General features: G+C 73.2%; 32 protein-coding genes. 6 read left to right on the top strand and 26 right to left on the bottom strand.

The genetic code is table 11. The annotated features are described in order from the left end of the window. Nucleotide 1: 1 nt before the first annotated feature. The 25 genes from C7Y72_RS19185 to C7Y72_RS23510 all read right to left on the bottom strand — a co-directional run bounded on the left by C7Y72_RS19185 (nucleotide 2) and on the right by C7Y72_RS23510 (nucleotide 16,655). On the bottom strand, nucleotides 2-1,030 hold the full coding sequence (locus C7Y72_RS19185; protein WP_107570797.1) for a phage tail tube protein: 1,029 nt from the start codon (nucleotides 1,028-1,030) through the stop codon (nucleotides 2-4). A gap of 4 nt (nucleotides 1,031-1,034) precedes the next feature. After that, nucleotides 1,035-1,484, bottom strand: coding sequence for a hypothetical protein (locus C7Y72_RS19180; protein WP_107570796.1), 450 nt, complete (start codon nucleotides 1,482-1,484; stop codon nucleotides 1,035-1,037). A gap of 98 nt (nucleotides 1,485-1,582) precedes the next feature. Continuing rightward, nucleotides 1,583-2,011, bottom strand: a complete 429-nt coding sequence (locus tag C7Y72_RS23540; RefSeq protein ID WP_158276945.1) for a hypothetical protein — start codon at nucleotides 2,009-2,011, stop codon at nucleotides 1,583-1,585. Continuing rightward, the gene (locus tag C7Y72_RS23535) at nucleotides 2,008-2,472 is read right to left on the bottom strand and encodes a hypothetical protein (protein ID WP_107570795.1); all 465 of its coding nucleotides are present in this window, start codon (nucleotides 2,470-2,472) and stop codon (nucleotides 2,008-2,010) included. The genes C7Y72_RS23540 and C7Y72_RS23535 overlap by 4 nt, the downstream gene beginning before the upstream one ends. Beyond that, on the bottom strand, nucleotides 2,473-3,333 hold the full coding sequence (locus C7Y72_RS23530) for a hypothetical protein (RefSeq protein WP_107570794.1): 861 nt from the start codon (nucleotides 3,331-3,333) through the stop codon (nucleotides 2,473-2,475). It lies immediately after the preceding gene. Beyond that, nucleotides 3,333-3,488, bottom strand: a complete 156-nt coding sequence (locus C7Y72_RS23525) for a hypothetical protein (protein ID WP_158276944.1) — start codon at nucleotides 3,486-3,488, stop codon at nucleotides 3,333-3,335. Before C7Y72_RS23525 ends, C7Y72_RS23530 begins: the two co-directional genes overlap by 1 nt. A 9-nt stretch (nucleotides 3,489-3,497) precedes the next feature. Beyond that, nucleotides 3,498-4,997, bottom strand: a complete 1,500-nt coding sequence (locus C7Y72_RS22900; RefSeq protein ID WP_146175452.1) for a glycine-rich domain-containing protein — start codon at nucleotides 4,995-4,997, stop codon at nucleotides 3,498-3,500. Continuing rightward, on the bottom strand, nucleotides 4,998-5,150 hold the full coding sequence (locus C7Y72_RS23520) for a hypothetical protein (RefSeq protein WP_158276943.1): 153 nt from the start codon (nucleotides 5,148-5,150) through the stop codon (nucleotides 4,998-5,000). Nucleotides 5,151-5,154: 4 nt separating this feature from the next. After that, entirely contained in the window at nucleotides 5,155-5,712 is a 558-nt protein-coding gene (locus C7Y72_RS19160) for a phage tail fiber protein (protein WP_107570792.1), read from the bottom strand. Further along, entirely contained in the window at nucleotides 5,709-6,704 is a 996-nt protein-coding gene (locus C7Y72_RS19155; protein ID WP_107570791.1) for a hypothetical protein, read from the bottom strand. Before C7Y72_RS19155 ends, C7Y72_RS19160 begins: the two co-directional genes overlap by 4 nt. A 7-nt stretch (nucleotides 6,705-6,711) precedes the next feature. Next, nucleotides 6,712-7,005, bottom strand: coding sequence for a hypothetical protein (locus C7Y72_RS19150; protein WP_107570790.1), 294 nt, complete (start codon nucleotides 7,003-7,005; stop codon nucleotides 6,712-6,714). Nucleotides 7,006-7,110: 105 nt separating this feature from the next. Next, entirely contained in the window at nucleotides 7,111-7,503 is a 393-nt protein-coding gene (locus C7Y72_RS19145; protein WP_107570789.1) for a hypothetical protein, read from the bottom strand. Between the two features lie 16 nt (nucleotides 7,504-7,519). Beyond that, on the bottom strand, nucleotides 7,520-8,683 hold the full coding sequence (locus C7Y72_RS19140) for a phage major capsid protein (protein WP_107570788.1): 1,164 nt from the start codon (nucleotides 8,681-8,683) through the stop codon (nucleotides 7,520-7,522). A 26-nt stretch (nucleotides 8,684-8,709) separates the two neighbouring features. Beyond that, a complete protein-coding gene (locus C7Y72_RS19135; RefSeq protein WP_107570787.1) occupies nucleotides 8,710-9,591 on the bottom strand; it encodes an HK97 family phage prohead protease in 882 nt (293 codons plus the stop codon). An 18-nt stretch (nucleotides 9,592-9,609) separates the two neighbouring features. Further along, complete coding sequence (locus C7Y72_RS19130; protein WP_158276942.1) at nucleotides 9,610-10,845, bottom strand: phage portal protein; 1,236 nt, start codon at nucleotides 10,843-10,845, stop codon at nucleotides 9,610-9,612. After that, nucleotides 10,845-12,332 (bottom strand): terminase, encoded by a 1,488-nt coding sequence (locus C7Y72_RS23515; protein WP_158276941.1) that lies wholly within the window; start codon nucleotides 12,330-12,332, stop codon nucleotides 10,845-10,847. The genes C7Y72_RS19130 and C7Y72_RS23515 overlap by 1 nt, the downstream gene beginning before the upstream one ends. Beyond that, nucleotides 12,271-12,573, bottom strand: coding sequence for a hypothetical protein (locus tag C7Y72_RS19125; protein ID WP_107570785.1), 303 nt, complete (start codon nucleotides 12,571-12,573; stop codon nucleotides 12,271-12,273). Before C7Y72_RS19125 ends, C7Y72_RS23515 begins: the two co-directional genes overlap by 62 nt. 499 nt (nucleotides 12,574-13,072) lie before the next feature. Further along, entirely contained in the window at nucleotides 13,073-13,354 is a 282-nt protein-coding gene (locus C7Y72_RS19115) for a hypothetical protein (RefSeq protein WP_107570783.1), read from the bottom strand. Nucleotides 13,355-13,380: 26 nt separating this feature from the next. After that, the gene (locus tag C7Y72_RS19110) at nucleotides 13,381-13,575 is read right to left on the bottom strand and encodes a hypothetical protein (RefSeq protein WP_107570782.1); all 195 of its coding nucleotides are present in this window, start codon (nucleotides 13,573-13,575) and stop codon (nucleotides 13,381-13,383) included. Continuing rightward, a complete protein-coding gene (locus tag C7Y72_RS19105) occupies nucleotides 13,559-13,867 on the bottom strand; it encodes a hypothetical protein (protein ID WP_107570781.1) in 309 nt (102 codons plus the stop codon). Before C7Y72_RS19105 ends, C7Y72_RS19110 begins: the two co-directional genes overlap by 17 nt. Nucleotides 13,868-14,080: 213 nt before the next feature. Then, nucleotides 14,081-14,728, bottom strand: coding sequence for a pyrophosphohydrolase domain-containing protein (locus C7Y72_RS19095; RefSeq protein WP_107570779.1), 648 nt, complete (start codon nucleotides 14,726-14,728; stop codon nucleotides 14,081-14,083). Then, the gene (locus C7Y72_RS19090) at nucleotides 14,721-15,239 is read right to left on the bottom strand and encodes a hypothetical protein (RefSeq protein WP_107570778.1); all 519 of its coding nucleotides are present in this window, start codon (nucleotides 15,237-15,239) and stop codon (nucleotides 14,721-14,723) included. The genes C7Y72_RS19095 and C7Y72_RS19090 overlap by 8 nt, the downstream gene beginning before the upstream one ends. Continuing rightward, nucleotides 15,236-16,090, bottom strand: coding sequence for a hypothetical protein (locus C7Y72_RS19085; protein ID WP_107570777.1), 855 nt, complete (start codon nucleotides 16,088-16,090; stop codon nucleotides 15,236-15,238). The genes C7Y72_RS19090 and C7Y72_RS19085 overlap by 4 nt, the downstream gene beginning before the upstream one ends. Beyond that, on the bottom strand, nucleotides 16,087-16,398 hold the full coding sequence (locus C7Y72_RS19080; RefSeq protein WP_107570776.1) for a hypothetical protein: 312 nt from the start codon (nucleotides 16,396-16,398) through the stop codon (nucleotides 16,087-16,089). The genes C7Y72_RS19085 and C7Y72_RS19080 overlap by 4 nt, the downstream gene beginning before the upstream one ends. Next, entirely contained in the window at nucleotides 16,395-16,655 is a 261-nt protein-coding gene (locus C7Y72_RS23510; protein ID WP_158276940.1) for a hypothetical protein, read from the bottom strand. The genes C7Y72_RS19080 and C7Y72_RS23510 overlap by 4 nt, the downstream gene beginning before the upstream one ends. Here C7Y72_RS23510 and C7Y72_RS19075 point away from each other — a divergent pair. Continuing rightward, nucleotides 16,654-17,244, top strand: coding sequence for a lytic transglycosylase domain-containing protein (locus C7Y72_RS19075; RefSeq protein ID WP_158276939.1), 591 nt, complete (start codon nucleotides 16,654-16,656; stop codon nucleotides 17,242-17,244). The two genes, C7Y72_RS23510 and C7Y72_RS19075, sit on opposite strands and share 2 nt — an antisense overlap. Here C7Y72_RS19075 and C7Y72_RS19070 read toward each other — a convergent pair. Further along, nucleotides 17,222-19,597, bottom strand: a complete 2,376-nt coding sequence (locus C7Y72_RS19070; protein ID WP_107570774.1) for a molybdopterin-dependent oxidoreductase — start codon at nucleotides 19,595-19,597, stop codon at nucleotides 17,222-17,224. The genes C7Y72_RS19075 and C7Y72_RS19070 overlap by 23 nt on opposite strands. Before the next feature lie 48 nt (nucleotides 19,598-19,645). On the opposite strand from C7Y72_RS19070, the gene C7Y72_RS19065 reads away from it, so the two are divergent. The 5 genes from C7Y72_RS19065 to C7Y72_RS24295 all read left to right on the top strand — a co-directional run bounded on the left by C7Y72_RS19065 (nucleotide 19,646) and on the right by C7Y72_RS24295 (nucleotide 25,002). Continuing rightward, a complete protein-coding gene (locus C7Y72_RS19065) occupies nucleotides 19,646-21,058 on the top strand; it encodes a GGDEF domain-containing protein (RefSeq protein WP_107570773.1) in 1,413 nt (470 codons plus the stop codon). A gap of 48 nt (nucleotides 21,059-21,106) precedes the next feature. Continuing rightward, entirely contained in the window at nucleotides 21,107-23,002 is a 1,896-nt protein-coding gene (gene uvrC, locus C7Y72_RS19060; RefSeq protein WP_107570772.1) for an excinuclease ABC subunit UvrC, read from the top strand. 10 nt (nucleotides 23,003-23,012) lie between these two features. After that, entirely contained in the window at nucleotides 23,013-23,903 is an 891-nt protein-coding gene (gene rapZ, locus C7Y72_RS19055) for an RNase adapter RapZ (RefSeq protein WP_233243931.1), read from the top strand. After that, on the top strand, nucleotides 23,900-24,265 hold the full coding sequence (locus C7Y72_RS19050) for a VOC family protein (RefSeq protein WP_107570770.1): 366 nt from the start codon (nucleotides 23,900-23,902) through the stop codon (nucleotides 24,263-24,265). The genes rapZ and C7Y72_RS19050 overlap by 4 nt, the downstream gene beginning before the upstream one ends. 500 nt (nucleotides 24,266-24,765) lie before the next feature. Continuing rightward, on the top strand, nucleotides 24,766-25,002 hold the full coding sequence (locus C7Y72_RS24295; protein WP_199224012.1) for an HNH endonuclease signature motif containing protein: 237 nt from the start codon (nucleotides 24,766-24,768) through the stop codon (nucleotides 25,000-25,002). Nucleotides 25,003-25,004 lie beyond the last annotated feature (2 nt).

The following is a 25,004-nucleotide window of genomic DNA, read 5'->3' as shown; positions in this document are numbered from 1 at the left end:
CCTAGCTGTACGCGGACGTGGCGTTGACGAGCGTGTAGACGACCGACGCGGCGCCGGCGTTGGTCGCCTTGAACGAGAGGTCGGCGCCGATCCGGCGCGCGTTGCTCAGGTCGCCGGGGTTGCCGTCGACGTACTGGCAGTTGCTCATCGCCTGCCAGAGCGCGTACTTCGACGCGGTCACGCCGATCGACGACTCGTTCAGCCACTTCGCGGTCGCGGCGAACCCGGTCGCGTCACGGAGGGCGTCCATGTCGGCGACCGCGAGGCGGCGCTTCGGGACGCTGCCGGTGCAGACGATGAGCCCCTCGCCCTTCTCCATCAGGTCGGGGTACTTCGACGCCGACCCGAGCGAGTGGTACGGCTCGATGCTGTTGCTGATCGTCGTCGAGTAGTCCTCGGTGACCCCGGTGTTCGACAGCCACGTCGGGAGCGTCAGCCCGGACCGCAGGAACGGGCGGGTCGCGATCGACTCGGGGGCGGGGACGAGCGACGGGTCGCTGATCCGCTGCGCGAACGTCGCCTGCCCGTTGATCTGCAGGCGGGTGCCGCCCTGCGTCGGCGTGGTGATCTCGAGCGACTCGATCGCCATGCCCTTCACGCGCCACCAGACGCCCTGGTCCTTGTAGCCGAACACGCCCTGCATCGTCTGCGGGGACGGGCCGGCCGGCCCGAAGGGGGCGGTCCAGACGTGCCGGTACGCGCCGACGGGGATCGTGGCGGCGTCCGGGTCGGTGATGATCCCGTCGCCGGCGGTGGTGACCGGGGCGCCGAGCAGACCCTTGAGCAGAAACCCGACGAGGTCGGGGTACATGCGGGTCTCGAGGGTCCACGACGGGTCGAACATCTCGCTGACGACGGCGGACGCGTCGTCGGTGCCGCGGGCCTCGTCGTCGCGGTCGAGATGCTGCGGGTTGAGGCTGAACCCGGCGCCGATCAGCGGCGGGAAAATCGTCTTCGTGGACAGCGTGTCCGTGCTCCCCTCGAACCCGGGGGTGCTCTCGAACTTCAGCTGCATGTACGCGTTGCTCATCTTCTTACTCCCCCTTGAGCGCGTCGCGCTCGGTCTTGAGGTGGTCGTGCTCGCCGCCGACCGCGCTCGTGCGCGCGTCGACGTAGCCGCGGCGGGCGGCCTCGAGGTCCTGGGCGGTCGCGGCGAGGGCCGCGTCGCGCTCCTTGTCGGTCAGGTAGACGAGGGCGACGGGGGCGCCCGGGTTCGCGCTGAGGGCGCGGGCCTGCTCGAGGCCGGGGCCGCCGGGCTGGTCGCAGACGGTGGGCCGGTCGGGCCGGTAGTGGCCGGGCACGCCGGGGAGGACGTGCGGGCTCGCCGGGGCGCCGCCGAGCGTGAGCACGAGCGCCGGGTGCTTCGCGGTCTTCGTCGCGGTCGTCGGCCAGGGGAGGCCGTCCACGGCGGGCGCGGGCGGGGTCGGGGCGGGCGTGGCCGGGGTCGGCTGCTCGTCCGTGTCGGGCAACGGCTGGTCGGGCATTCGGGTGTCCTCCTCGGACGGGTGGGTTCGGGCGCCCCGCGCGCGGCGGGACGAACGACGGGCGCGCGACACGCGCGCGGGCGGGCGGGCGGGCGGGGCTAGACGAGCTTGAGGACGGACACGACGGTCGCGACGAACATGAGGGCGCGACCGCTGCCCTGCGGCTCGAGGATCGCGGGGCGCTCCCACGACGTGACGCGCGCCTCGAGCGCCGTGCCGTTCAGGCTCGGGTTCGCGTCCACGCCGGCGACGAGCTCGTCGACGACCTCCGCGATCCTCAGCTGCGCCGCGACGGGGTCGGCGAGGTCGACGTAGATCGTCACGGGGAAGTCCATGTCCCAGTCGTCGGCGAACAGCTGCGACTCGCGCTCGTCCGGGAGCGTCCGGGTACCGGACGGAACCTCGACGACGACACCGGGGAGCGCGCTCATCTGGCGCGGCGCCGGCCAGAACGCGGACTTCACGGTCGGGAGGCCGTCGGCGAGGTCGCGGAGAGCTTCGGCGATCGGGGTGATGTTCGCGCTCACGGGGTCTCCAATCCGGCCCGCTCGAAGTCGAGCAGGATCTCGCTCAGGACTTCGCGGCGGGTCTGCTCGTCGGTCGCTTCTACGGCGCCGACGAGGAACTCGCGCGCCCGGTAGGTGCGCGGCCCGAGGACGGCGGCGCGCGGACCCTGCGGGGTGCGGACCGCGGCGCGGCGCTTCGGCCGGATCGGGGTGCGGACGGTGCCGCCGAACTCGGCGAGGCCGATGACGCGGCCGGGCAGTCCGGTGCCGCCGGTCAGGTACGCGCCGTTGCGGCCTTCCTTGACGGTCACGGCGCTCGCGAACCGGCCGACGTGCTTTGCGGCGTCGGCGCGGGCGCGCGGCTCGACGACCCGTCCGGCGACCTTCACGACCGCGGCCTTCGTGGTGTCGGGGAGGCGCGCCTCGACTTCGCGGAGCGCGCGGACCGGGTCGGTCGTGTCGATGTTCGCGTGGACGAGCATCTACGCGTAGAAGCGCCGGTAGTGCTCGAGGCCGGCGCGGGCGGCGTCGGGGAGCGCGCGGGGGCGCTCGACGCGGTCCTCGGCGATGCTGAACGTCGCGTTGAACGCGGCGACGTCGCGGCGCAGCCATGTCGCGACCGTGACGGTCGCCCAGTGCTCGACGTCGGAGGGGATCGTCGCGAATCCCCAGTCGCCGGTGACGACGAGCGGCGCGTACCGGTCCGCGGTGCGGGTGCTCGTCGTGTTCTGGACGAGCAGTCCGGTGGTGACGCCGTGCCGGGCGGGGAGCGGGCGGGTGCGGAAGTCGGTGCCGTTCGTGAGCGTGACCCCGGCGAGGGTGACCGACGTGAGCGTCCGGAGGTCGTACGGCTCGAGGGACACGTACGGGGCTTCGCGGTCGAACTCGAAGGTGCGCGCGGCGGCGGTCGGGCCGCCGGCGAACTCGCGCTGGTACTCGTCGATGATCACGCGGGACGCGGAGTCGATGAGCTCGACGATCGTCGCGTCCTGGTCGGTGTCGCCGGGCTGCAGCTGCAGGAACCGGCGGACGCGCTCGAGCGTCGTGAGCGGCGTCCCGGACGCGGTCGACGGGCTGAGGATCGGCACGGTGTAGCCGGAGAGGGCGTTCGCGGCGTCCCGGAACCGCAGGCGGAACCAGCCGGTCGCGACGGTCGCCGCGGTCGTCGTGACGTTGACCGGGTTCGGGGTCTCGGGGGTCGCGTCGACCGGGACGGTCTGCGAGTCGATCAGCGTCCACGGGCCGGTGGCGGCGGTCGCCTCCTCGATGAGGATGTGGGTCCACGGGAGGCCGTCGTACCGGGCGGGCGGGGTGACCCCGGTGAAGCTGTGGGCGAAGGGCATCAGGTGGTCGCTCCCGGGGTCGGGGTGCCGGCGGGGCCGCGCGCCGCCCCGGCGATGGTCGGCGGCGCGCTTGCGGTCGCGAGGGTCGGGCCGTTCGTGACGAGCACGGGGTCCGGGTCGGGCAGGGTCAGCGTGAACGTCGCGTGCAGGTCCATGCCGTCCGCCTAGTCGTCGAAGAGGTAGAGCTTGCGGACGATGATCGTGTCCCCGCCGCCGCCGGTCTGCGGGCCGAACGGCGTCAGGTACCCGTCGATGTCCTCGATGGGTGGATCGCCGGCGCCGAGGACGTACGGGGCGTCGGTGGGCGCCCCGACGCTGGGGTCACCGGCGGCGTCGATCTGCACGATGGTCTCGACGGGCGGGATGTCGCGGTTCGTGCGGTACCCACGGTCCGGTGTGCCGGCCTTCCAGTAGCTGATCCAGTACGTGTACGCGGGGTCGAGCTCGGTCGCCCACGCCGGGTCGGTCGTGAGCGACGCGACCGGCTGGTCGGTGTCGTCGCGGTGGACGCTGACCGATGCGCCGAGCACGGTCGTGGTGCCGGCGGCGTTGCGGCTCGTGCCGCCGAGCCCGGGGCTGATCCGCGCGGCGTCCGTCTGCTGGCGGCCCGCCGTTGCGAGGTCCTGCGTTTCGGCGAGCGCGTCCGCCCCGGCGTGCGCGGCGAGCGTGGTGAGGTCTTGGGTCTGCGCGATCGCGTCCGCCCCGGTATGCGCGGCGACGGTGGTCATGTCCTGGGTCTGCGCGAGGGCCTCGCTGGCCGCGTGGGCGGCGACCGTGGCGAGGTCCTGCGTTTCGGCGAGCGCGTCGTCAGCGGTGTGCGTCGCGACCGTGGCCAGGTCGAGCGTGTCGGCGAGCGCGTCGTCGGCCGCGTGCGCCGCCACCGTGGTCATGTCGACGGTGTCCGCGAGCGACTCGTCGCCGGTGTGCGCCGCCACCGTGGTCATGTCGATGATCTGCGCGAGCGCTTCGTCTCCGGCGTGAACGGTCGTGGTGGTGAGGAGCGCGACCTCGGTGTACGCGACGAGCACCTGCCCGCGCGCTCCGGTCTGAGCGCCCGTGTTGACCACGTTGTCGCCGCCGCCGCCAGCGCCACCGGGGGCGGTACCCGCCACTGACGAACTCACAGTCGTTGCGCCATTGCCGCCCGCGCCACCACCGGCGGTTCCTCCGGCGCCTCCCGCCGGAGGAGTGCCGCCGTTGCCGCCCGCAGCCGCGTCACCGGCCCCACCGCCGCCGCCGCCGCCGTTGCCGCCGCGGGACGTCGCGCCGTTGCCGCCGCTGAACTTCACGGTGCCGACAGACGCCGCAGCGGTACCCCCCGCAGCACCGGCCGCAGCCGCGCCACCGGACGATCCGCCCTTCGCCATGACCGTCGCGGCGTTCCGGAAGTGGCTGTCGCCGCCTGCCGCACCGCTCGCCCCGCCAGCGCCGACCGTGACGGTAAGCGTCTCCCCCGGGGTTACGGGGACTGCCGGGTTGCGCGCGTACGCGCCGCCACCGCCGCCGCCACCGGACGCGCCGAGCACGACGCCCGCCCGTCCGCTGCCGCCACCGCCCCAGCACTGGACCTCCACGGACTCGACCCCGGCGGGGACGGTCCACGACTCGGTCGCCGTGAACGTCTGCAGGATCTTCCCGTCGTTGCGCAGCGACCGCGTAGGCATCTACTCGCCCTGGTCGACGTCCACGACGACCCGCAGCGCGGACTCATCGACCTCCACGAGCGTGAAATGTGGCGACTCGACCGCGCTCGCAACAGCGTCGCTCATCTCCTGCGGTGACGCGAACACGAGCGTCAAGCGACCCGTCACACGCATGGGGCTACTGCTGCGTCCAGCGGAAGATGACCTTGAAGCTCTGGTTGACCGCCACCGTGGTCGTCGCGCTCGTCGCGAGAGTCGCGAGCAGCAGACCGGCACCGGTCGAGGTCGTGCAGATCGCGGAGTGCGTCACGGTCATCGCCGTCCCGCTGATCGGCCCGAACGTCTCTTCCGCCGCGCTGAACCGGTAGTCGCCGCCGACGAGACCGTTGTCCGTCCAGTCGGTCGACAGGATCTGCTGGCGCGAGTACCCGTCCGACCCGGGCGTCTTCGCCTCCGTGACCGCGCTCATGGTGCCGTCGGTCTCCGCGACGGTCGCGTCGTTGAGCAGGGCGAGGAACTTCGTCGGGTTCGCCTGCTCGCGCAGGTACACGTTCAGCATCGACTGCTCACCGGCGTCGTGGAGCGCGTTGACGCCCCAGTCGTCCTCCTGCCACGCGACCGACCCGTCGGGCTCCACGACCGCGTGCATGGCCATGAACAGGTGGGTGCGCCGGCCGGACGCGGACGGGCGACGCTGCGGAAGATGCGGGATGCGGATGCCGTCGGGTCGGGTCACGGGGTGATCTCCTGGTAGTGCGCGGTGACGGCGACCGAGGCGGCGCCGCTGAGGTTGACGGTGAGCGGCGCGTTGGTCGCGCCGGTGAAGACTTCCCAGTGGGAGATCGCGTAGCCGCGGTAGACCTCGCTCGATCCGAGCGACACGCGGATCAGCGGGGATGTCGCCTCGTCGGGGTCGTTGATCGCCGTGATCCAGTAGAGGCGGATCGCCTTCCCGGCTGCCGGGGTGACGATCGTCGTGTCCCCGGACGCGGTGACGGTCGCGACCGCGGCGAGCTTCCCGCCCGCGTACCGGCCGGCGAGCGTTGCTTCGGTCGCCGCCCCGGCGGGGAGCGGCAGCGCGGCGGCGCTCACGGGGACCGCGGACGCGCGCAGTTGCGCGTCCGTCAGCGGGCCGGTGACCGCGACCGACCCGGCGATCGTCGCCGTCACGGACTCGAGCGCGGCGAGCGTGCCCGCCCCGAGATCGACCGTGCCCGTCACGGCCGCCGTGACCGACTCCAATGCGGCGAGCGTGCCGGACGTCAGCGCGACCTCGCCCGAGACCGTGATCTGTTCCAGTGCGGCGAGGGTCGTCGCGTCGAGCGCGACCGTGCCCGCCACCGCGGCCTGGATGCTCTCGAGCGCGGCGAGGGTCGCGGCGTCGAGCGCGACAGCGCCGGTCGCGACCGGCACCGGCGCGGCGCGCAACTGCCCGTCGGTCAGCCCGCCGGTGCTCACGCTCCCGGTCACGGTGAGCGTGCCGGCGAGCGCGTCCGCGATCGCGGCGAGCACCGCGCGGGTCTCGTCCTGCTTCGCCGCCGTCGCGAGCGCCGCGAGATCGCTCGGTTCGAGCTTCCCTGCGAGCTCGGCGAGGACCGCTGCGAGGGTCGTCTGCGTCGCCGCCCCGGTCGCCCCGGTGGCGAAGTCCGAGTCGGGGCCACCGACACGCACCGGGCGCGAGGTTCCCCCCGCGTCGGCGATGAGGGTCGCGTCGACGCTGACGTCCATCGTCCTGCTACGCCTCCGCCTTCGCGGGCTTGTCCTGCTTGTCCTCGACCGGCGCCGCGGGCGCGGAGTCCTCGACCGCGTCGGCGTCCTTCTCCGCGTCGGCGTCCTTCTCCGCGTCGGCGTCCTTCTCGGCGTCCTTCTCCGCGGCGCTCGGGCGCCGGCCGATCGCCTTCGCGAACCCGTGGTCGACGAGCGCCTCGCCGAGCGCGTCCGGGACCTCGTAGGTCTCGCCCTTCTCGTACTGCTCGACGCGGACGCCGTCCGGGCTCCCGGGCGCGTCCTCGGTCATCTTGATCTTCATCTGGTCCTGCCTTCCGGGGTCGGGCGCGCGGCGCCCCGACCCCCGCGCCGCGACCCGGTCAGGCCGCGGCGGGGGCGGGGCGCTCGAGCGCCGGGGGGGTCGGTGCTAGACGGCGACGCCGCCGACGTGACGCAGCCGCGTGCGGACGACGCACGCCGACAGCAGCGCGGCCGAGCCGGCGGTCGTCGACACGCGCACGTACCGCTTGCCGCCGACGTACGCGACCTTCCGGATCGACGACGCGGTCGTCGCGAACCCGGACGGGTTGCCGGTCAGGCCGATCAGGTCCGCGTCGGCGACGTCCGTGAACGTCGAGTTGTCGTCCGACTCCTGCACCTTGATCGTGGCGACCGTCGAGGCCGCCCCGGTCTCGACGATGATCGTCGCGGCCTCGCAGCCGGCCAGGTCGACGCCGGTACCGGTCACGGCACCACCGATCGACTGCGGGGCGAGGGTGGTCTTCGGGTCCTGGTGGAGCGCGTTCTCGCGAGAGGGCATGATCGCTGACTCCCTTCTACGCCATCTGCAGCGTCTTGAGGGCCTCGGACAGGACGACCTGCCCGCCGACGCGCTTGCGGGCGTGCAGGATGACCTGCCCGTTCCCGGCCGCGCTGAACGGGTCGCGGAGCATCGACATCTCGATGCGGTCCACGATCCAGTACGCCTTCTGGAAGTCGCCGTAGGTGACGGTCTTCGCGTTGCTCGCGGCGGTCGGCATGTCCGGGCAGATCGTGTACGGCGACCCGAGGATCGTCGCGGGGATCTGGCCGGTGATGCCGGCACCGGGGCCGAGACCCGGCGCCCAGATGTAGTTGTTCGTCGTGTCCTTGAGCTTGCGGATGTCGCGCAGCGACAGCCGGTTCAGCGCCCAGGACGCGTTCTGCCAGTACTGCTCCTTGAGCGCGAACTGGAGGTCGATCAGCTTGTCCGCCGACGCGAACGACGCGCCGCCGTTCGGGACGAGCTCGATGTCCGCGTTCGTCAGGAAGCCCTCGGGCTTCTTGACGCCGTTGCCGGTCACGAACGCGCTGCCCTCCGCGACGCCGAACTGCTCGCTCATCGCGTCGTTGAGGTCGGCCTCGAGGTTGACGACCGGGTCCTCGAGGTCCCAGTTGGACACGATCACGCGAGCGTAGAGCTCGTGGGTCGGGATCTCCTCGAGCCCGTACGTGCGCCCGGTGGTCTCCGTGCGCGTCGCGATCTCGTCGACCCACTGCGCGGCGAAGTTGCCGGTGCGCTTCGGGGCCTGCACGGACGTGCGGGAGGTCTGCCGGACGCGCGCGACGTTCCGGATCGGGCTGTACTGCACGATGCCCTTGATCACCTCCGCGATGTACTCCGCGGGAGCGAGGACGCCGCCGAGCGACTCGTCGCGCAGCGCCATGACCTTGGTCTCCTCCGGCAGCTTGCCGGACCGGACGAACCCGAGGAAGTCCTTGACCTCCTGCGGCGCCTCGCCGGCGCGCGCCGCGGGGGCGAGCGTCGCCTGCTGGAACTTGACCTCGATCTCGTCGAGGCGGTCCTGCACGCGGTCGACCGCGGCCTTCGTCTCGGCGAACTCCTCGCCGTGCTTCTTCGCCTCCTGCTCGGCCTGCTCCATCCGGCCCTTGAACTCGGACTCGAACGTCGAGTGGAGGTCGTCGGCGAGCTTCTTGAGCTCGCCCTGCAGATCGGACATACCCGATCCTCCTCTGTCTGTGGGGGTTAGGCCGCGTCCCGCAGGACACGGTCACGGAACGCCTGCAGAGTGGACGCGACGTCCGGCTCCCCGGCGATACGGGCGGCTCCGTCGTCGCCCTCGGTGACCTCGCGGTCGGCCGGGGGCTCGAGGAGTGCCTCGAGGCTCTTGATCGCGTCCCGCACGGGGGCGCTCATCATCTCGTCGTAGGCGACGCTCACGGCGTCGGCCTGGTCGCTCTCCGGCTGCCCTTCACCGGCGGCGACCTGCGCGATCTCCGAGGCGAGCAGCTTCGACAGCGACCCGAGGATGCCCTGCATCCGCGAGGCGTCCGCCGCGTCGCCCTCCGAGACCTCGCACACCATGAACCGCGTGCCGCACGCGATCATCTCGAGGAGCTCGCCGACACCGCTCTCCGCGGCGCCCCAGAGCCCGTAGCTCTTCACGGCGTCCACGCCGGCGAGCTCGTTCATCGGGAACACGACCGGGCTGAACTCGGAGAGCTTGAGCTCCTTCAGGTGCCGGACGCCCTTCTCGAACGACCGCTGGATCGTCCGGTACCCGATGCTCAGTCCCTTGAGGCCGCCGCCCTTCATCGCGGCGTGAACCTCCCGGGCGCGCGCGCCCTCGAGGAACAGGCGGCCGGTGACGTGCAGACCGTGCTCGTCCTGCTTCATCGACGTCGACACGCCGATCGGCGGCAGGGTGTGGTCGTGCGACCAGAGGATCGGGACCTCCGGGTTCTCCTGCAGCGTCTTCGTGAACGCGCCCGGCTCGATGATGTCGTTGCCGCGGTCGACGTTCCCGAACACGGCGGCGTACCCCTCGAAGGTGCCGTCCTCCTCGGTCGCCGTGACCTTCATCCCGAACGACTTGATCTCGTTCGTCCGCTTCGCGGTGCTGGACATGAGCGTGACCTCCTCGGTCTACGGTGTGCCCGCCGGATCGGCCGGCGGGGTCGGGCCGGACGACGCGTTCGGCGCGCCCCCGACCGGGGTCTCCTGGATCGAGTCGCCGCCCGGGACGTCCGGGAAGTTCTCCTTGCGCCGGACCTCGTTCGCGGTGATCCAGCCGCCCTGCCGCGCGATCCGGTACATCTCGTAGCGGGTCGGCGTGTCCGGTCGCAGCAGCGCGTCCGTGAGCGCCTCCGTGAACAGCGGTTCGCCGCGCTCGGGGAACAGCTGATCGGACGCGTTCAGCGCCTGCGTGTACGCCGTGAAGAACGGGCCGAGCGCGAACGTCGTCAGGAACCGCCAGTCGTCCTCGGACGGGGCGGCGCCGGCGACGAAGAACGACAGGGGCACCTGGTACATCGCGCAGCACTGCTCGATGGTCAGCTTCGTGAGCTCGGCGAACTGCGCGTCCCGCAGCGACACCGGGACGCTGAGGAGCGTCGCGCCGCCGCCGACCGCGAGGATCTTCCCCGCCTTGCTCGACCCGCGATGCTTCGCCTCCGTAGCTTCGAGCCACTCGTCCGCCTGCGCCTTGCTCACGCCGGGCGGGAACTGCACGCCGAACCCCGGCGCGTACCCGTTCTGCAGATGGCTGCTCTCGAGCCGCTGCCGGTCGAGCGCCCCGGTGATCATCAGGCGCGCCGCCGTGATCGGCGAGAGCCCCTCGAGCCCGTCCCCGAGGCTGAACGACCGCACCTGCAAGACCTCGCGCGTCCCCCGGCTCACGACGTTCTCGCCGGTGCCGTCGTCGAACACGACGTCCCCGGTCGCGGAGATCCGCGGCTTCACCTTCCCCGCGTCGAGCGACCGCATCGCGAGGACCGTCGGCCGATCCGGTGCGGGCCGCCCGTCCGGGAGGAAGAGGCGCACGTACGCGTTCCCGCGGCCCGCGAAGTTCGCGGCGAGGTCCGCGGTCAGCGCGAACGGGGTCAGCGGGGCGGGGCCGGGCCGGCGCGTCATCCGCGCCCACTGCCACGTATCCCGCGCCGGCTCGCGCACGTCGCCGTCACGCAGGACGTGGATCGGCACCATGCCCGCGCTGTGCGCGAGCAGCCGGATCACGGCGAGCAGCGCCGGGAGCCCGACCGCGTCCTCCGCGTGCGGGTTCCGCAGCTGCGGCGCGGACTGCAGGTACTCCCAGAACGCCTCGGGGAGCACGTCGACGGACTTGACCTCGTCGTTCGCCCGACGGCGACGGAACAGCGGCATCAGTACGCCCCGACCCACGGGGCCGACTGCGCCGCGCGCCGCGCCGACGCGTACGCCAGCGTGCCCGCCACGATCGGCGAGATGTCCACCTTCGAGTTGCGACGCGACCACGCCCACGCGTCGCCGAGCGGGCGCTTCACGGCGCCGCGCGCCGCGGCGTTCAGTTCGGGTGATCCGAGGTGACGCATCGTCCCTCCGTTCGGGTCGTTCACGGCGTCGGCGAACTGGCCGCACGCCTGGGCGTGCTCGGACGCCGAGAGCGTCCGAACGTTCACGCCGGCGGCGCGCAGGTCGTCGACGAGCGACATCGCCGGCGACCGCTCGTCGCAGACGACCTCGTGCGGCCGATGCTTCGCGTTCAGCGCGACGAGCCGATCGACGACCCAGTGCGTGCCGGCCGCGTGCTCGATGATCTCGACGTGCCCGAGCCCGTCCGCGCGCATCCCCCCGGCGGCGATCGCCGAGTACCCGCGGTCCGGGGTCACGTCGTACGCGAACGACACCGGATCGAGCGGGCGGCTCGCGCGGTCCTCGAGCGCGAGCCATAGCTCGTAGTCGAGCCCCTGGTCCTTCACGGCGTCGGGTTCCTCCCAGTCGCCGACCCCGAGCCGCTCGACCGCGAACGTCCGCGGCCCCAGCGCGCCGCTCTGCTCCGACGCGACATGCTCGAGCGAGATCCGGCGACCGAACCCCGGGTTCGTCCTCGCCCAGTTCTCCGGGTCCGACGCGATCTCCGGCGTGACCTCGTCCGGGGACGCGAGGTCGAGCGACCACTCGAACCACGCGACGCGCGCCGCCTGCTCGAGCGCGCGCGACCGGACGCGCGAGAAGACGAGCCCGTGCTCGTGAACCGTCTTGTCGACCGCCGACCCGGCGTACCAGATCTGCGGGTTCCCGACCAGCGAGCGCGCGGCCATCGTCGGCACGAGCGCGCCGACGGTCTGCTCGGGCAGGATCATCGCCTCGTCGAGCACGACGAGGTCCCCGGTCAGGCCGCGACCGCCGCCCCCGGTCCGGGTCTTGAAGAGGATGCGCTCCCCCGACTTGAGCTCGATCGCCTCCGAGCCCTTGCCCTTGACGACGCGCCGCACGCGCTGGTCGAAGTCCGGGACGCTCTCGATGAGGATCAGCAGCCGCCGGAAGTGCTCCGAGCTCGTCGCCTGCTCGTGCGCCGAGTGGATGATCAGCCGCTCCCCGAACACGAACGCGCCGCAGAGCTCGCGCGCCTCGAGGATCGAGCCCTTCCCGCTCTGCCGCGACACGGCGAGCCCGACCTCGTACGCGGACCAACGGCCGTCCGCCCGCTCGCCGCACGCGTCGGTCAGCGTCGCGCGCTGCCACGGATCGAGATGCAGGCCGGCGAGCTCGGCGCACTCGATGATCTCCGCGCCCGCCGACGACACGTACGGCGGAACGACCCGGACTCTAGGTTCCTGCGCCCCCATCAGCAGCGCGCCGGCGCTGCTCCCGCCGCTGCTTGAGCTCATCGACCGCGTCCTCCTTCTTCTTCGGCGGCGCGAGCTCGCGCAACTCCGCGAGCGCCTGCGTCAACGCGCGAGCGCACGACGCGCGCTCCGTCCCGGTCGTGCCCGGAGAGTCCATCTGCTCGGCCAGCGACACGGCCAGCGCGGCGAGCCCACCATCAGCGAGCGCCGCGTCCGCCTTCCTGATCGCTGCGAGGTCGCGCAGCACCGCTGCGCGCACCGACTGCTTCCGCGCCCGGGCCATCTACCAGACCCGCGACGCCGGTCGCTTGCGCCGCCCTGCCGTCGCGCGGTTGCACCGCGCGTGCTCCGGCCCCGAGTACCGGGACCGGTCGAAGTCATCGTGGCCGAGATCCCACGGCTCGCCCGGCGCGATCAACTCGCCGCACCGCGCGCACGGAACCGTGCCCGACGCGACCTGCGACGCGAGCCGCCGACGCAGCCGCTTGTGCGCCGCCCCGTACCCCCGCACGACGTTGCTCGGCCGCCGACCAGCGCCCGTTTCCCCGCTAGGGGGGGGGACCGGAACCGCGGGGTTCCCGTGTGGGCGTGCTTGGGTCATGGGTACCCCCCCTCTGGGGTTGGGTCCGTGGTGTTCGGGGGTGTTGCGTGGCCGTCGCGGGGCGGCCGGGGTGCCTGGGTGTGGGCGTGCCGGGGCTAGAGCGCGTGTTGCTCGTGGCGCGCCTCGTGGCGGGGCGCTGGCCGGGCTCGGTTCGTAGGGTAGCGGGCGGGTCGGCGGGCGTCTACGCGCCTCGGGATACGGCGGCGATGCACGGTGCGATCGCGGCGATGACGCTCGTCGGCGTGTCGCTGTCGACGTATGCGGCGTCGACGGCGCGTCCTCGTCCGCCTGCGGGGCTGCGGACGAACCGGACGGTGCCGCCATCGGCGAGGTCGATGCGGTCATGCCGGACGCGTGCGCCGGGCGGGTGTGGTGCGAGGTCGTCGGGGGTGAGCGATCGGCTCGCGATGAGGACGTGTGCTTGTGGGTGGTCGCGGATGTGGTCGCGGATCTCGTCGATCATGTGGGCGAGTCGCCCGTGTCGCAGGCTCACGCGCTCCCCTCCTCGTCGGTCGAAGGGGCGTCGTCCCGAAGCCGGATCGCGGCCTGCTGCTGCGCCTCCGCGCACCATGTCGTCGACGCCGCCGAGAGCGTGCCCTCCGGGTTCGGCACCAGCCCGCCACACAGGGCGCATTCGTACTCGTCGCCGTTGACGACGCCGCAGCGGCTACGCATCGGCTTCACCCCGGTCCTCGGTCGAAGTAGGGCGATGGCGGACCCACCAGTCGTGTTGCTCGTCGCGGCACCGCGCGACGACGTCTGCCGCTTGGCCAAGCGCCTGCTCCGTCTGCCCGCTCGCGCACGACGCGCCAACGCGCAGCATGTGGACGGCGGCGTCATAGCCCTCCGTCCATGCCGTCTCGACCTCGGCCAGAGCTTCGTCACGCTCGGCCACGAGGGCGTCCATCGCCTCGTCGCGGCCGAGTTCACAGCGATAGCAGCCCGGAACGAACGTCCGGTGATCGTGAGCGGTCATGCGACGCCCCCGTCCTCGGTCGAAGGGGCGGAACGATGCTGCTGGCTACGCCAGACGTGACACTCGCCGCAGAACGGCTTGCCTTGGCTTGCGCGGAAGCTACCCCCAGCGTCAGCGTGGTTGATGGCGTGGAGCAGCTCGACAATCAGGGGTTCGGTGGCGACCGTGCCGCCGCGAAGCCACTCACGAATGGTCGGGTACATCCGGGCGACCTCAGGCATCGTCGCCCCGGTCCTCGGTCGAAGAGAGGCCGCGTTCGACAGCGCGGGTCATGTCCGGGGGCACGAAGCCGGGCGGCTTGATGATCTTCCCGTCGCCCTCGCGGCGAACGTTGGCATGGATCTTGTCCATCGCCGCACGATGGATCTCGCGCAGCGCGGCGTCGAGGTCGATGCCGTAGCTCCAAGCGATCGTGTAGGCGACGTAGGTCACGTCCGCCAGTTCGCGCGCGATCTTGCTGCGGTCGGCCTCGTCGCCGGTCAACTCGACCAGTAGCTCCTGGGACTCCTCGCCCATGAGCGTCGCGGCGAGGGCGCGGACGTGCGCAGGTCCCAGGCTGTTCGGGTGCGTGTTGAACTCCGCGGCCATACGCGCGGCGCGACTGCGCCCGGCGGGAGCCTGGACGCCGGTGACGCCCCCGTCCTCGGTCGAAGCGGAAGGAAGCTCGATACCGAGCGGGTCCAGCATGGCCGCGACCTCGTCCGGGTGCGGCTCGGCCATCACACGGAGGGCGGCGTCCAGCATCCCGGCGTAGTAGCAGTCGGTGTGACCGTCGTCATCGACCGGTTCGGCGGCGTAGCGGACCATCGCGTCAATGACCTGCGGTGGGAATCGGTCAGCCTTGCAGCGGCGATCAGTCATCGCTCCCCTTCTGGTCCATGTGGGGGTTGTCCCCGTCCTCGGTCGAAGCAGCAGTCAGCGCTATGGCGACGACTTCGGCGTAGCGGATGCCCTGCAGCCGCTCGAAGCCGCCGCGCGCCTCGTCCAGCAGGGCGGCGGGGACGTACGGGACGTCGTCCCGCTGCATCGGCTCGCCGGAACCCCCGCAGATGCCGTAGGTGACGCGCAGGTTGTCGAGCGTGGCCTCGTCGCCTTGGAGGACATGACCGAGGAACTCGGCTGCGTCCTCGGCCCGGTTGGCGATGTCGTGCAGGCAGCGGTTGCACGTGTAGTAACCCTCGCACGTGCACCGCATGGCTGCCGCGTCCCGGGCGATTTCGGCGGCGTGTTCAAGCGCAGCGCGCAGCAGCTTGACCTCGACGCGCGCCTTGTCACGCTCGCGGGCCATCGCCTGCTGCGCCTCGCGCCAGTACTGCTCGTGAGGCGTCGCTCCTTGGTCGTCCATCTGGGGGTTGCGGTCCACGGTCGTCATGCGGCGTTCCTTCCGTCGTCGGCGTGCTGTTCGATCGCGGCGAGCCGCGCGGCGCGCGCCTCCTCGAGCGCGAGGACCGCCGCCGGGTCCGCGGCGAGGAGCCGTTTCGTGCGCTCCTGGTTCGCGCGCATGAGCCGCCGTGCGTGCTCGGCGCGCCGACCGGGCTCGCCGGCGCGGCGCTCGGCGGCGTCGCGGGCGAAGTGCTCGAGGGTAGCGTCGTCGACCGCTTCGGGCTCGTCGGGGAGCGCGTCGCGCGCCCGGGTCGTGTAGCCGTGCGACGAGTCCGAGGCGAGGAGGCGGGGAGCGTCGAGGAGCCGGAACCGGACGATCCAGACGCGCTGGTCGTGGTGGCGGTCGGTGAAGCGGGCGAGGACGAGGTCGTCGTCGATCGGGGCGAGCGTTTCGCCGGTGCCGTCGCAGAGCGGGCAGGGGTGCGCGTCGAGGGGGTGGGCGCGGTAGGGGCCGGTCGGGGTGGTGGTCCAGCAGTCGGCGCAGTCGACGTTGCCGTCGCCGTCGCAGCGCGCGCATGTCTGGCGCGGAGGCCAGGCGGCGTCGTGGGTGGTCATCCACGCGTCGGCGAACGCGGCGGTCGTGCGGAACCCTTCGGCGCGCACGTCGGGGTAGGTGAGGTCGGCGAGCCGGGCGCGCGCGTTGCTGAGGACTTCGATCCGGGCGATCTCGGGGCCGCCGGTCCGGGTCTGGACGGTGTAGGTGCGCGGCGGGCTGTTCGGCGGGGACGGCCGGTAGGGGCAGGGTCGGACGACGCCGTCGGGGCTGGTGCGGATGGGGATGCGCGCTTCGGTCTTGCGGCCGTGGACGATCTCGCGGGCGAGGGTCTTGGTGACGATCATCGGGTCTCCGGGTCGAGGTCGGGGGTGGCGGTGGGCGGCGCGGGCGCCGGCGGCAGTGCGGGCAGTGCGGCGGGGTTCGGCAGGAGCGCGAGGAGCCGGAGGGCGGCGCGCCCGTCGCGGTCGACCCACTGGCAGCAGTCGTCGGGGGTGAGCGGGCGCGCGTTCCGGGTCTGGCAGCCGCCGGGGCGGTGCGCGTGGACGAGCCGGCCGGCTTCGTGCGGTGCGATGCCGCCGGGCTGGTCGGCGAGCTCGCGGAGGGCGGGCACCCAGGCGGGGACGCGGCGCGGGCCGGGCGGGTGCGCGCTCATCGGTGCCCGCCCTTGGTGGGGCTGCCGGTGAGGGCGGCGTGCTCGCGGCCGGCGGCGCGGATGAGCGCTTCGCTCGCGTTCTTCGCGGCGACGAGGTCGACGCGGATGCGGTCGGCGATCGCGCGGACGGCGGGGTCCTGGGTGCCGCCGATGACGTGGTTGATCGAGCGGATCGCGTTGTCGATGTGGAACTCGACGTCGCCGCTGTGCCGCCGGACGGTTCGGCGGACGGGGCGGGGGTGGTTCGTGCGGCTCATGCTGCCCCCTCGCCGCCCAGCGCACGTACCACGCTATGCGTGCTCGTGGCACTACGGGTACGTCCGCAACCCGGGCACGGCGTCGGTCGGCTACGGCGCCGCGCGGCCGGGCGGCGGGTCGGGGGACCGCGGCCTGGGCAGCGGCCTGCCGTCCTGGGTGCCGGCGGTCTACCGGCCGATGATCGCCCGGGCGGCGCAGCGCTGGAACGTCGGCGCGGTGCTGCTGGCCGCCCAGCTGCGCACCGAGAGCAACTTCAACCCGCACGCCCGGTCCTCCGCGGGAGCGCTCGGGATCGCGCAGTTCATGCCGGGGACGGCGCAGGAGTACGGCCTGCACGACCCGTTCGACCCGGCGGCCGCGATTGACGCGCAGGCCCGCCTGATGCGCCGGCTGCTGCAGCAGTTCGCAGCGGTCCCGCTGGCGCTCGCCGCCTACAACGCCGGTCCCGGGGCGGTGCAGGCGTGCCGCTGCGCCGCCCCGTACAGCGAGACCCGCGACTACGTCGCCCGGATCCTCGCGCTGATGCTCGGGCAGGGGGACATCGGCGGCCTCGGCGCCGCGCAGCTCACCGTCCGGCTGGTGCGGTGAGCGGCTCGGTGCGGTCCGCGACGTCACCCGCCGGCGCGACGTCCACCGGGATGCCGTTGAGCACCGCGGTCCCGGTCAGCGGCTCGACGACGAGCTCGTCGGTCAGCACGTTGGAGTTGACCCCGGCGTGGGCGCCGGCCACGTCCATCCGCGTCCCCGCCACCCCGTGCCCCCAGCCGTGCGGGATGCTCACGACGCCGGGCATCACGTCCTCGGTGAGCTCCACCGGCAGCACGAGCTCGCCGGTCCGTGCCCGCACGGTCGCCTCCGCGCCGTCGGCGAGCCCCAGGCGCACGCCGTCGTCGGGGTGCACGTGCAGGGTGCAGCGCGCCCGGCCGCGCACGAGCAGCGGGAGGTTGTGCATCCACGAGTTGTTCGACCGCAGGTCGCGCCGGCCGACGAGCAGCAGCGGGCCGTCCGCGGCGGCGCCCGCCTGCGCGTCGAGCTCGGCGAGCAGCCGGGGGACGTCCGCCAGCAGCGCGGCCGGGGCCAGGTCGATCAGCGCGTCCGGCATCCGCAGCACCTCCGGCAGCCGCTGCTTCAGCGGTCCGAGGTCGACGCCGTGGGGGGCCGCGCGCAGCGCGGCGAGCGACAGGCCGGCCTCCGGGCGCACGTCCCCGTCCGCGACGGTCGCGTCGGCCGGCAGCCCCGGCCCGGGCGCGCCCAGCTCCGGGAAGCCCGCCCCGTACGGCCCGCAGCGCAGCAGCAGGTCCAGCAGCCGCTCCGGCCCCGACTCGACGGCCAGCACCCGACCGACGGCGTCGGGATCCAGCCCGAACGCGGGCGAGCCGACCGTGCCGACCTCGCGCGCGACCGCCTGCGCGGCCACGAACGCGTCGATCGCCGCGACGTCGGCGTCGGGGCCCTGGCCGGTCACCGCGCCCACGAGCCGCAGCAGCGTCTCCCACTCGGCCGGCATGCCGTCGGGGGCCGGGATCGCGGGGGCCGAGTAGTTCGCCACGTCGCGGACCGCGAACGAGTAGAGCAGCACATCGAAGTGCGAGCGCTCGAACGGCGACGGGACCGGCAGGATCACGTCCGCGTGCCGCGTCGTCTCGTTGAGGTAGATGTCGACGCTGACCATGAAGTCCAGCGAGGCGAGCGCCGCGTCGAGCCGCCCGCTGTTGGGCGTGCTCACCACCGGGTTCCCCGCCACCGTGAACAGCGCCCGGACCTGTCCCTCGCCAGGCGTCTCGATCTCCTCCGCCAGGCAGGCGACCGGCAGCTCGCCGAGCACCTCGCCGAGCCCCCGCACCCGGCTGGCCCACCGCGCGGGCTTCGGCCCGCGGCCGCGTCCCGGCCGCTCCGGGTCGGCGCCGCTGGTCGTCGGCCCGCCCGCCGCGGGCGTCGTGAACAGCGCGCCGCCCGGCCGGTCCAGGTTGCCGGTCAGCACGTTCAGCACGTCCACGAGCCAGCTCGCGGTCGTTCCGAACACCTGCGTCGTCGTCCCGATCCGCCCGTACACCGCGGCGCTCGGGGCTGCCGCGAGGTCCCGCGCGAGCTGCACGATGTCCGCCGCGGCGATCCCCGTCGCGGCCGCCGCGCGCTCCGGCGTCACGGTCGCGACCGCCTCGCGCAGCTCGTCGAGCCCGCGGACGAGGCCCTCGGCGCGCCCGAGCTCCACGAGGTCCTCCTCGAGCAGCACGTGCACCATCGCCGCGAGCAGGAAGGCGTCGGTCCCCGGCCGGATGAAGTGGTGCGTGTCCGCTTCGCGCGCGGTGCGCGTGCGGCGCGGGTCGACCACGACGAGCCGCCCGCCGCGGGCGCGCATCGCGCGCAGCCGGCCCCGCACGTCGGGCGCCGTCATCAGCGACCCGTTGGACGCCAGCGGGTTCGCGCCGAGGACGAGCAGGAAGTCCGTGCGGTCGAGGTCCGGCACGGGCACGCTGCCCGCCGTCCCGAACATGTGGGAGGCCGCGACCTGCTTGGGGTACTGGTCCACGGTGCTGGCCGAGTAGACGTTCCTCGTGCCCAGCGCCTTCAAGAGCACGCGGCCGTAGAAGATCCCCCCGAGGTTGTGGGCGAACGGGTTGCCCAGGTACGCGGCGACCGCGTCGCGGCCGTGCTCCTGCAGCAGCGGCGGCAGCCGCCGGGCGACCTCGGCGAACGCCTCGTCCCACGACACCTCGACGTGCGTGCCGTCGGCCTGCTTGAGCAGCGGCATCCGCAGCCGGTCGGGGTCCTCGTGCAGCTCGCGCAGCGACACGCCCTTGGGGCACAGGAAGCCGCGGCTGAACACGTCCTGCTCGTCGCCGCGCACGCGCGTGACCGCGCCGTCCTCGATCGTCAGCTCCAGTCCGCAGGTGGCCTCGCACAGCGGGCAGGTGCGGTAGGCGGTCGTCGTCGCTCCCATCGGTCCACCATCCCACACCGGGCGCTCAAGATCGACCGGCGATGGACGATGCAGAGGGAAGCCATGGACGGCACGCACGAGGACTGGACCACCGAGCTGGACGACGCCGCGGCCGCGCGCTGCGAGGCCGCCCTGCACGACCTGGGCCGGCTCCCGGTCTTCGACGGGACCGTCCAGCGGATCCTCGCCGTCGTCGACGACCCCGACGCCACGAACGACCAGCTGATCGCCGCGCTCGAGTGCGACGCGACGTTCGCCGCGAACCTGCTGCGGTTCGCGAACTCCGCGAGCCGCTCCCACCCGATCCGCGCCCGGTCGATCCGGCAGGCCGTGATGTTCGTCGGCCGCGACGCGCTGCGCCGTCTGACGCTCGAGACCGCGACCTACCGGTTCCTCGAGCGCAGCCGCGGCAACGGGCGCGCCGCCTACGGCCAGATGCACCTGCACGCCCTGTCGGTCGCGCTGTCCGCCGCGAGCGCCGCCGACCGCGCCGGCCACGGCGGCGACCTCGCGCACCTCGCCGGGCTGCTCCACGACGTCGGGAAGCTCGTCCTGCCCCGCGCGTTCGGGGACGAGGCCCTCGACGCGATCGCGACCGCGGCGCCCGGCGGCAGCCGCCGCGTCGCGCTGGAGCGCGAGGAGCTCGGCATCGACCACGCGCAGGCCGGCGCCCTGCTCGCCCGCGCCTGGGGGATGCCCGACGCCGTCGTCGCCGCGATCGCCTGGCACCACGGCGGTCCCGCCGGGGACGCGTGCCCGTCGGCGGAGGTCGCGTGCGTCCAGCTCGCCAACGTCGTCGCCACGATGCTCACCTCCGGCGACGCCGACCAGTCCCTGCTCCAGCGTGCGCTCGAGCGCGCCGAGCTGCACTCCGACGTCCTCGACGACCTCGCCACCCAGGCGGCGCTCGCCTCCGCGACGCTCGCGGACGGCGGGACCGCGCAGCGGATCGCCCACCTCGAGCGGCTCGCGCAGCGCGACGACCTCACGGGGATCGCCAACCGCCGCCACTGGACGCGCACGGTTCGCGACGCGCTCGAGACCGAGCACCAGGCGGGCTGCCTGCTGCTCGTCGACGTCGACCGCTTCAAGCAGGTCAACGACGAGCACGGCCACCAGGTCGGCGATCTCGTGCTCGGCGAGGTCGCGCACCTGCTGCAGGGCTACGGGACCGCCGGGCGTCTGGGCGGCGACGAGTTCGCGCTCTGGACCCCGCTGCCGCTCGCGACCGCGCACGCGCACGCGGTCGAGCTGCTCGACCGGCTCGCCGGCGCGTTCGCCGATCGGCCCGAGCTCCCCGCGGTCGGCCTGTCGATCGGCATCGCGCACGCTCCCACGCACGCCGGGCTGCTCGACGACCTCGTCGGGATCGCCGACGCCGCGCTCTACGACGCCAAGCGCGCCGGGCGCGGGCGCGTGGCGCTCGCCCCGGATCCGGAGCCGCTGGCGCAGGCCGCCTGAGCGGGGGCGATCTGCCCGCCCGGCGCGGTTCGTATCCTCGGACGAGGGATGGCCACGCCGACCACGAAGAAGCCCCGCCTGCAGGAGCAGCGCAAGGCCCTGCCCGACGGGCCGGGCGTCTACCTGTTCCGCGACGGGAAGGGCAAGGTCATCTACGTCGGCAAGGCGAAGTCGATCCGCAAGCGGGTCAACTCGCACTTCACGAAGACGTCGGGCCGACCGCAGTCGGCGGGCCACGCGGACATGGTCCGGGCCGTGCAGGACATCCAGTGCCTGCTCGTCTCCAGCGAGACCGAGGCGCTCCTCACCGAGCAGAACTTCATCAAGCAGTACCGGCCGAAGTTCAACATCCGGCTGCGCGACGACAAGAGCTACCCGTACATCGCGATCAGCATGGACGAGCCGTACCCGCGGGTCTACTTCACCCGGGAGCGGCACCGGCGCAACCGCCTGTACTTCGGCCCGTACTCGAGCGCCAAGCGCGTCCGCAACACGCTCGACCTGCTGACGAAGGTCTTCCTGTTCCGCTCGTGCACCGGCGCCGAGCCGGGGCGGCGCAGCGGCTCCCCGTGCCTGGACTACTACATCAAGCGCTGCGGGGCTCCCTGCGTCGGCTACGTCAGCCAGGAGGAGTACCGGGAGTCGATCGACGGGGTCGTCGCGTTCCTCTCCGGCCGCTTCAAGGAGGTCGAGCGCGACCTCGAGCGCAAGATGAAGGCGGCCGCCGCCGCCCAGGAGTTCGAGCAGGCGGCGCTCGAGCGCAACCGGCTGCGCAGCGTGCAGGCCCTGCTGGAGAAGCAGCGCGTCTCCAACGAGGCGGTCGGCACGCTCGACGTCGTCGCGATCGCGCTGGAGGGGACCGAGGCCAACGCCCAGGTCTTCCAGGTCCGCGACGGGGTCCTGAGCGACCGGCAGAGCTTCTACCTCGAGAACGTCGCCGAAGCGGACGTGGGGGAGGTCGCGCTCGAGTTCCTCCTGCAGTACTACGGGGAGGGCATCTCGGTGCCGCCACAGGTCATTGTCCAGCACGAGCTCGAGGACCTCGACGTCATGGCCGAGCTGCTGGCCGAGCGCCGCGGCGCCGCCGTCGAGGTGCGGGCGGCCGAGCGGGGCGACAAGCGCCGCCTGCTCGACCTCGCGCTGCGCAACGCGAAGCTCGCGCTCGACCAGGAGAAGCTCAAGAGCGAGCGGCGCCGCCAGCAGCGCGTCGAGGCGCTCGACGGCCTCCAGGACGCGCTCGGGCTCGACACGCTGCCGCTGCGCATCGAGTGCTTCGACATCTCGAACCTCATGGGGACCCACACGGTCGCGTCGATGGTCGTGTTCGAGGGCGGCGCGCCGAAGAAGTCCGACTACCGGCGGTTCAAGATCCGCGGGGCGGCGGGGATCGGGAAGCCGGACGACTTCGCCTCGATGAACGAGGTGCTCTCGCGTCGCTACGCGCAGTGGGAGATCCAGCAGGACCTCAGCCCGCACGACCCGGCGCGCAACGAGAGCTTCGCGACGCTGCCGAACGTCATCGTCATCGACGGCGGCAAGGGCCAGCTGTCCGCGGGCGCCGCCGCCCTGCAGGGCTTCCTCGACCGCGGCGTCGCGGTGATCTCGCTCGCCAAGCGCATCGAGGAGGTGTTCGTCCCCGGCCGGCCGCAGCCGATCCTGCTGCGGCACGACACGCCCGAGCTGCAGCTGCTGCAGCGCGTGCGCGACGAGGCGCACCGCTTCGCGATCACCCATCACCGCCAGCGGCGCGACGCGGCGATGACGACCTCGATCCTCGACGACCTGCCCGGCATCGGCGCCGCGCGCAAGCGGACGCTGCTGAACCACTTCGGCTCGCCCGAGGCGGTCCTGTCGGCCACCCGCGAGCAGCTCGAGGCGGTCCCCGGGCTGCCGGGGAAGACCGCGCGCGAGCTGTACACCTTCCTGCACCGGACCTCGGGCTAGGATCCGGGGCGTGTCCGAGCCCGCGCCGCGCCTCGAGGACCTCGTGATCATCACCGGCTTCTCGGGAGCCGGGAAGTCGACCGCGATGAACGTGTTCGAGGACGCGGGCTACTTCTGCGTCGACAACCTGCCGCCGGAGATGATCCGGTCGCTGGTGGACCTGTTCCTGCACGAGGGCTCGAAGGTCGAGCGGGCGGCGGTCGTCAGCGACGTGCGCGGCGGCTCCTACTTCGAGCACCTCAGCGAGGTCCTCGACGATCTCGGCGCGCGCGACATGCCCCACCAGGTGCTGTTCCTGGAGGCGTCGGAGGACACGCTCATCACCCGCTACAAGGAGACGCGCCGCCGCCACCCGCTGTCGCCGCGCGGCTCGGTCGCGCAGGGCATCGCGGCGGAGGCGGACCTGCTCGCCCCGGTCCGCGAGCGCGCGGACGCCGTGGTGGACTCGACCGGCATCAACGGCGCGACGCTGCGCAAGCGGATCGCCGACGAGTTCCTCCCCCGGACGAAGGTCACGAAGCTCGCGGTGACGTTCGAGAGCTTCGGCTTCAAGCACGGTCCGCCGCGCGACGCGGACCTCGCGTTCGACGTGCGGTTCCTGCCGAACCCCCACTACGTCCCCGAGCTGCGCATGCTCACCGGCAAGGACGAGCGGGTGGTCCAGTACGCGTCGCGCGACGGGATCCTCGACGCGTTCTACGCGCACCTGATCCCGCTGCTGGACTTCCTGATCCCCCAGTACCAGGCGGAGGGGAAGACGCATCTGGTGGTCGCGATCGGCTGCACCGGGGGACGCCACCGCTCGGTCGCGATCACCGAGCACCTCGGGGCGCGCTACGGCGAGCGGGACGACCTGTTCACCGAGATCGTCCACCGCGACATCGGCCGCGCCAAGCCGTGATCGCCCACATCGGCTTCGAGGTCGCGGACCTCGCGCGCTCCGCCCGCTTCTACGACGCGCTGTTCTTCCCCCTGGGCTGCCGCCGGCAGTTCGAGGGTCCGGGCGCGGTCGCCTACGGCCGCGTCGACCCGCGGTTCTGGATCGTCGCGCGCGGCCGCGTCCCGGCGCCGGCGTACGGCCACGTGGCGCTCGAGGCGGTCGGCAAGGCGGCCGTCCAGGCCGCCCACGAGGCCGGTCTCGCCGCCGGCGGCCGGGACGACGGCGCTCCCGGGCCGCGCCACCAGTACGGCCCGCGGTACTACGCGGGGTACCTGCTCGACCCCGACGGCTACCGGGTCGAGATCGTCAGCGGCTCGGTCTGAGCGGCGCGCGTCGCGGTTCAGCTGAACCGCGACGCGTCCGATTCACGCCCGCCGGTGCGTCGAGTGGTTCTTCGACGTCGACGGCACGCTCCGCTTCTACGGCCGCCTGGCCGCGGACGCCGGGGCCGCGTTCGTGGAGGCGGTGGAGACCGCCGCGGCGGCGCTGCACCCGGAGCCCGAGCCCGGCGGTGCGCGGCCCTCGCGGGTGGCGCGGCGCGCCGACGCGCTGGCGGAGCTCGCGCGCAGCGGCGCCCCGCGCACCCACGTGGTGCTGCACGCCGACCCGGCCGCGCTGGCCTGTCGCGCGACCGGGGACGAGCCACGGGCGGGGGACGTCTGCGCGCTGGAGGACGGCCCGGCGGTCCCGTCGGAGCTCGCGAGGCGGCTGTGCTGCGACGCCGAGGTGTCCGTCCCCGGGCTCGACCTCGGGCGGACCCAGCGGGTCATCACGCCGGCGCTGCGGCGCGCGCTCGAGGCGCGGGGACGGGCGCTGCTGCGCCATGCCGGGCTGCGACCGTCGCCACGGGCTCGCCGGGCACCACCTCGTGCACTGGGCCCACGGCGGCCGGACCGACCTCGACAACCTCGTGCTGCTGTGCGCGTTCCACCATCGGCTCGTGCACGAGGGCGGCTTCACCGCACGACGACGTGCCGGGGTGCTCGAGGTCCGCGACCCGCGCGGGCGGCTGCTGCGGGAGACCCCGCACCGCGCTCCGCCGCTCCGACTCGTGGCGTGAGG

Source organism: Paraconexibacter algicola, assembly GCF_003044185.1.
GTDB classification, from domain to species: Bacteria; Actinomycetota; Thermoleophilia; order Solirubrobacterales; family Solirubrobacteraceae; genus Paraconexibacter; species Paraconexibacter algicola.
The sequence above is the reverse complement of the archived record's forward strand: the minus strand, read 5'-3'. Positions and strand labels throughout refer to the sequence as shown.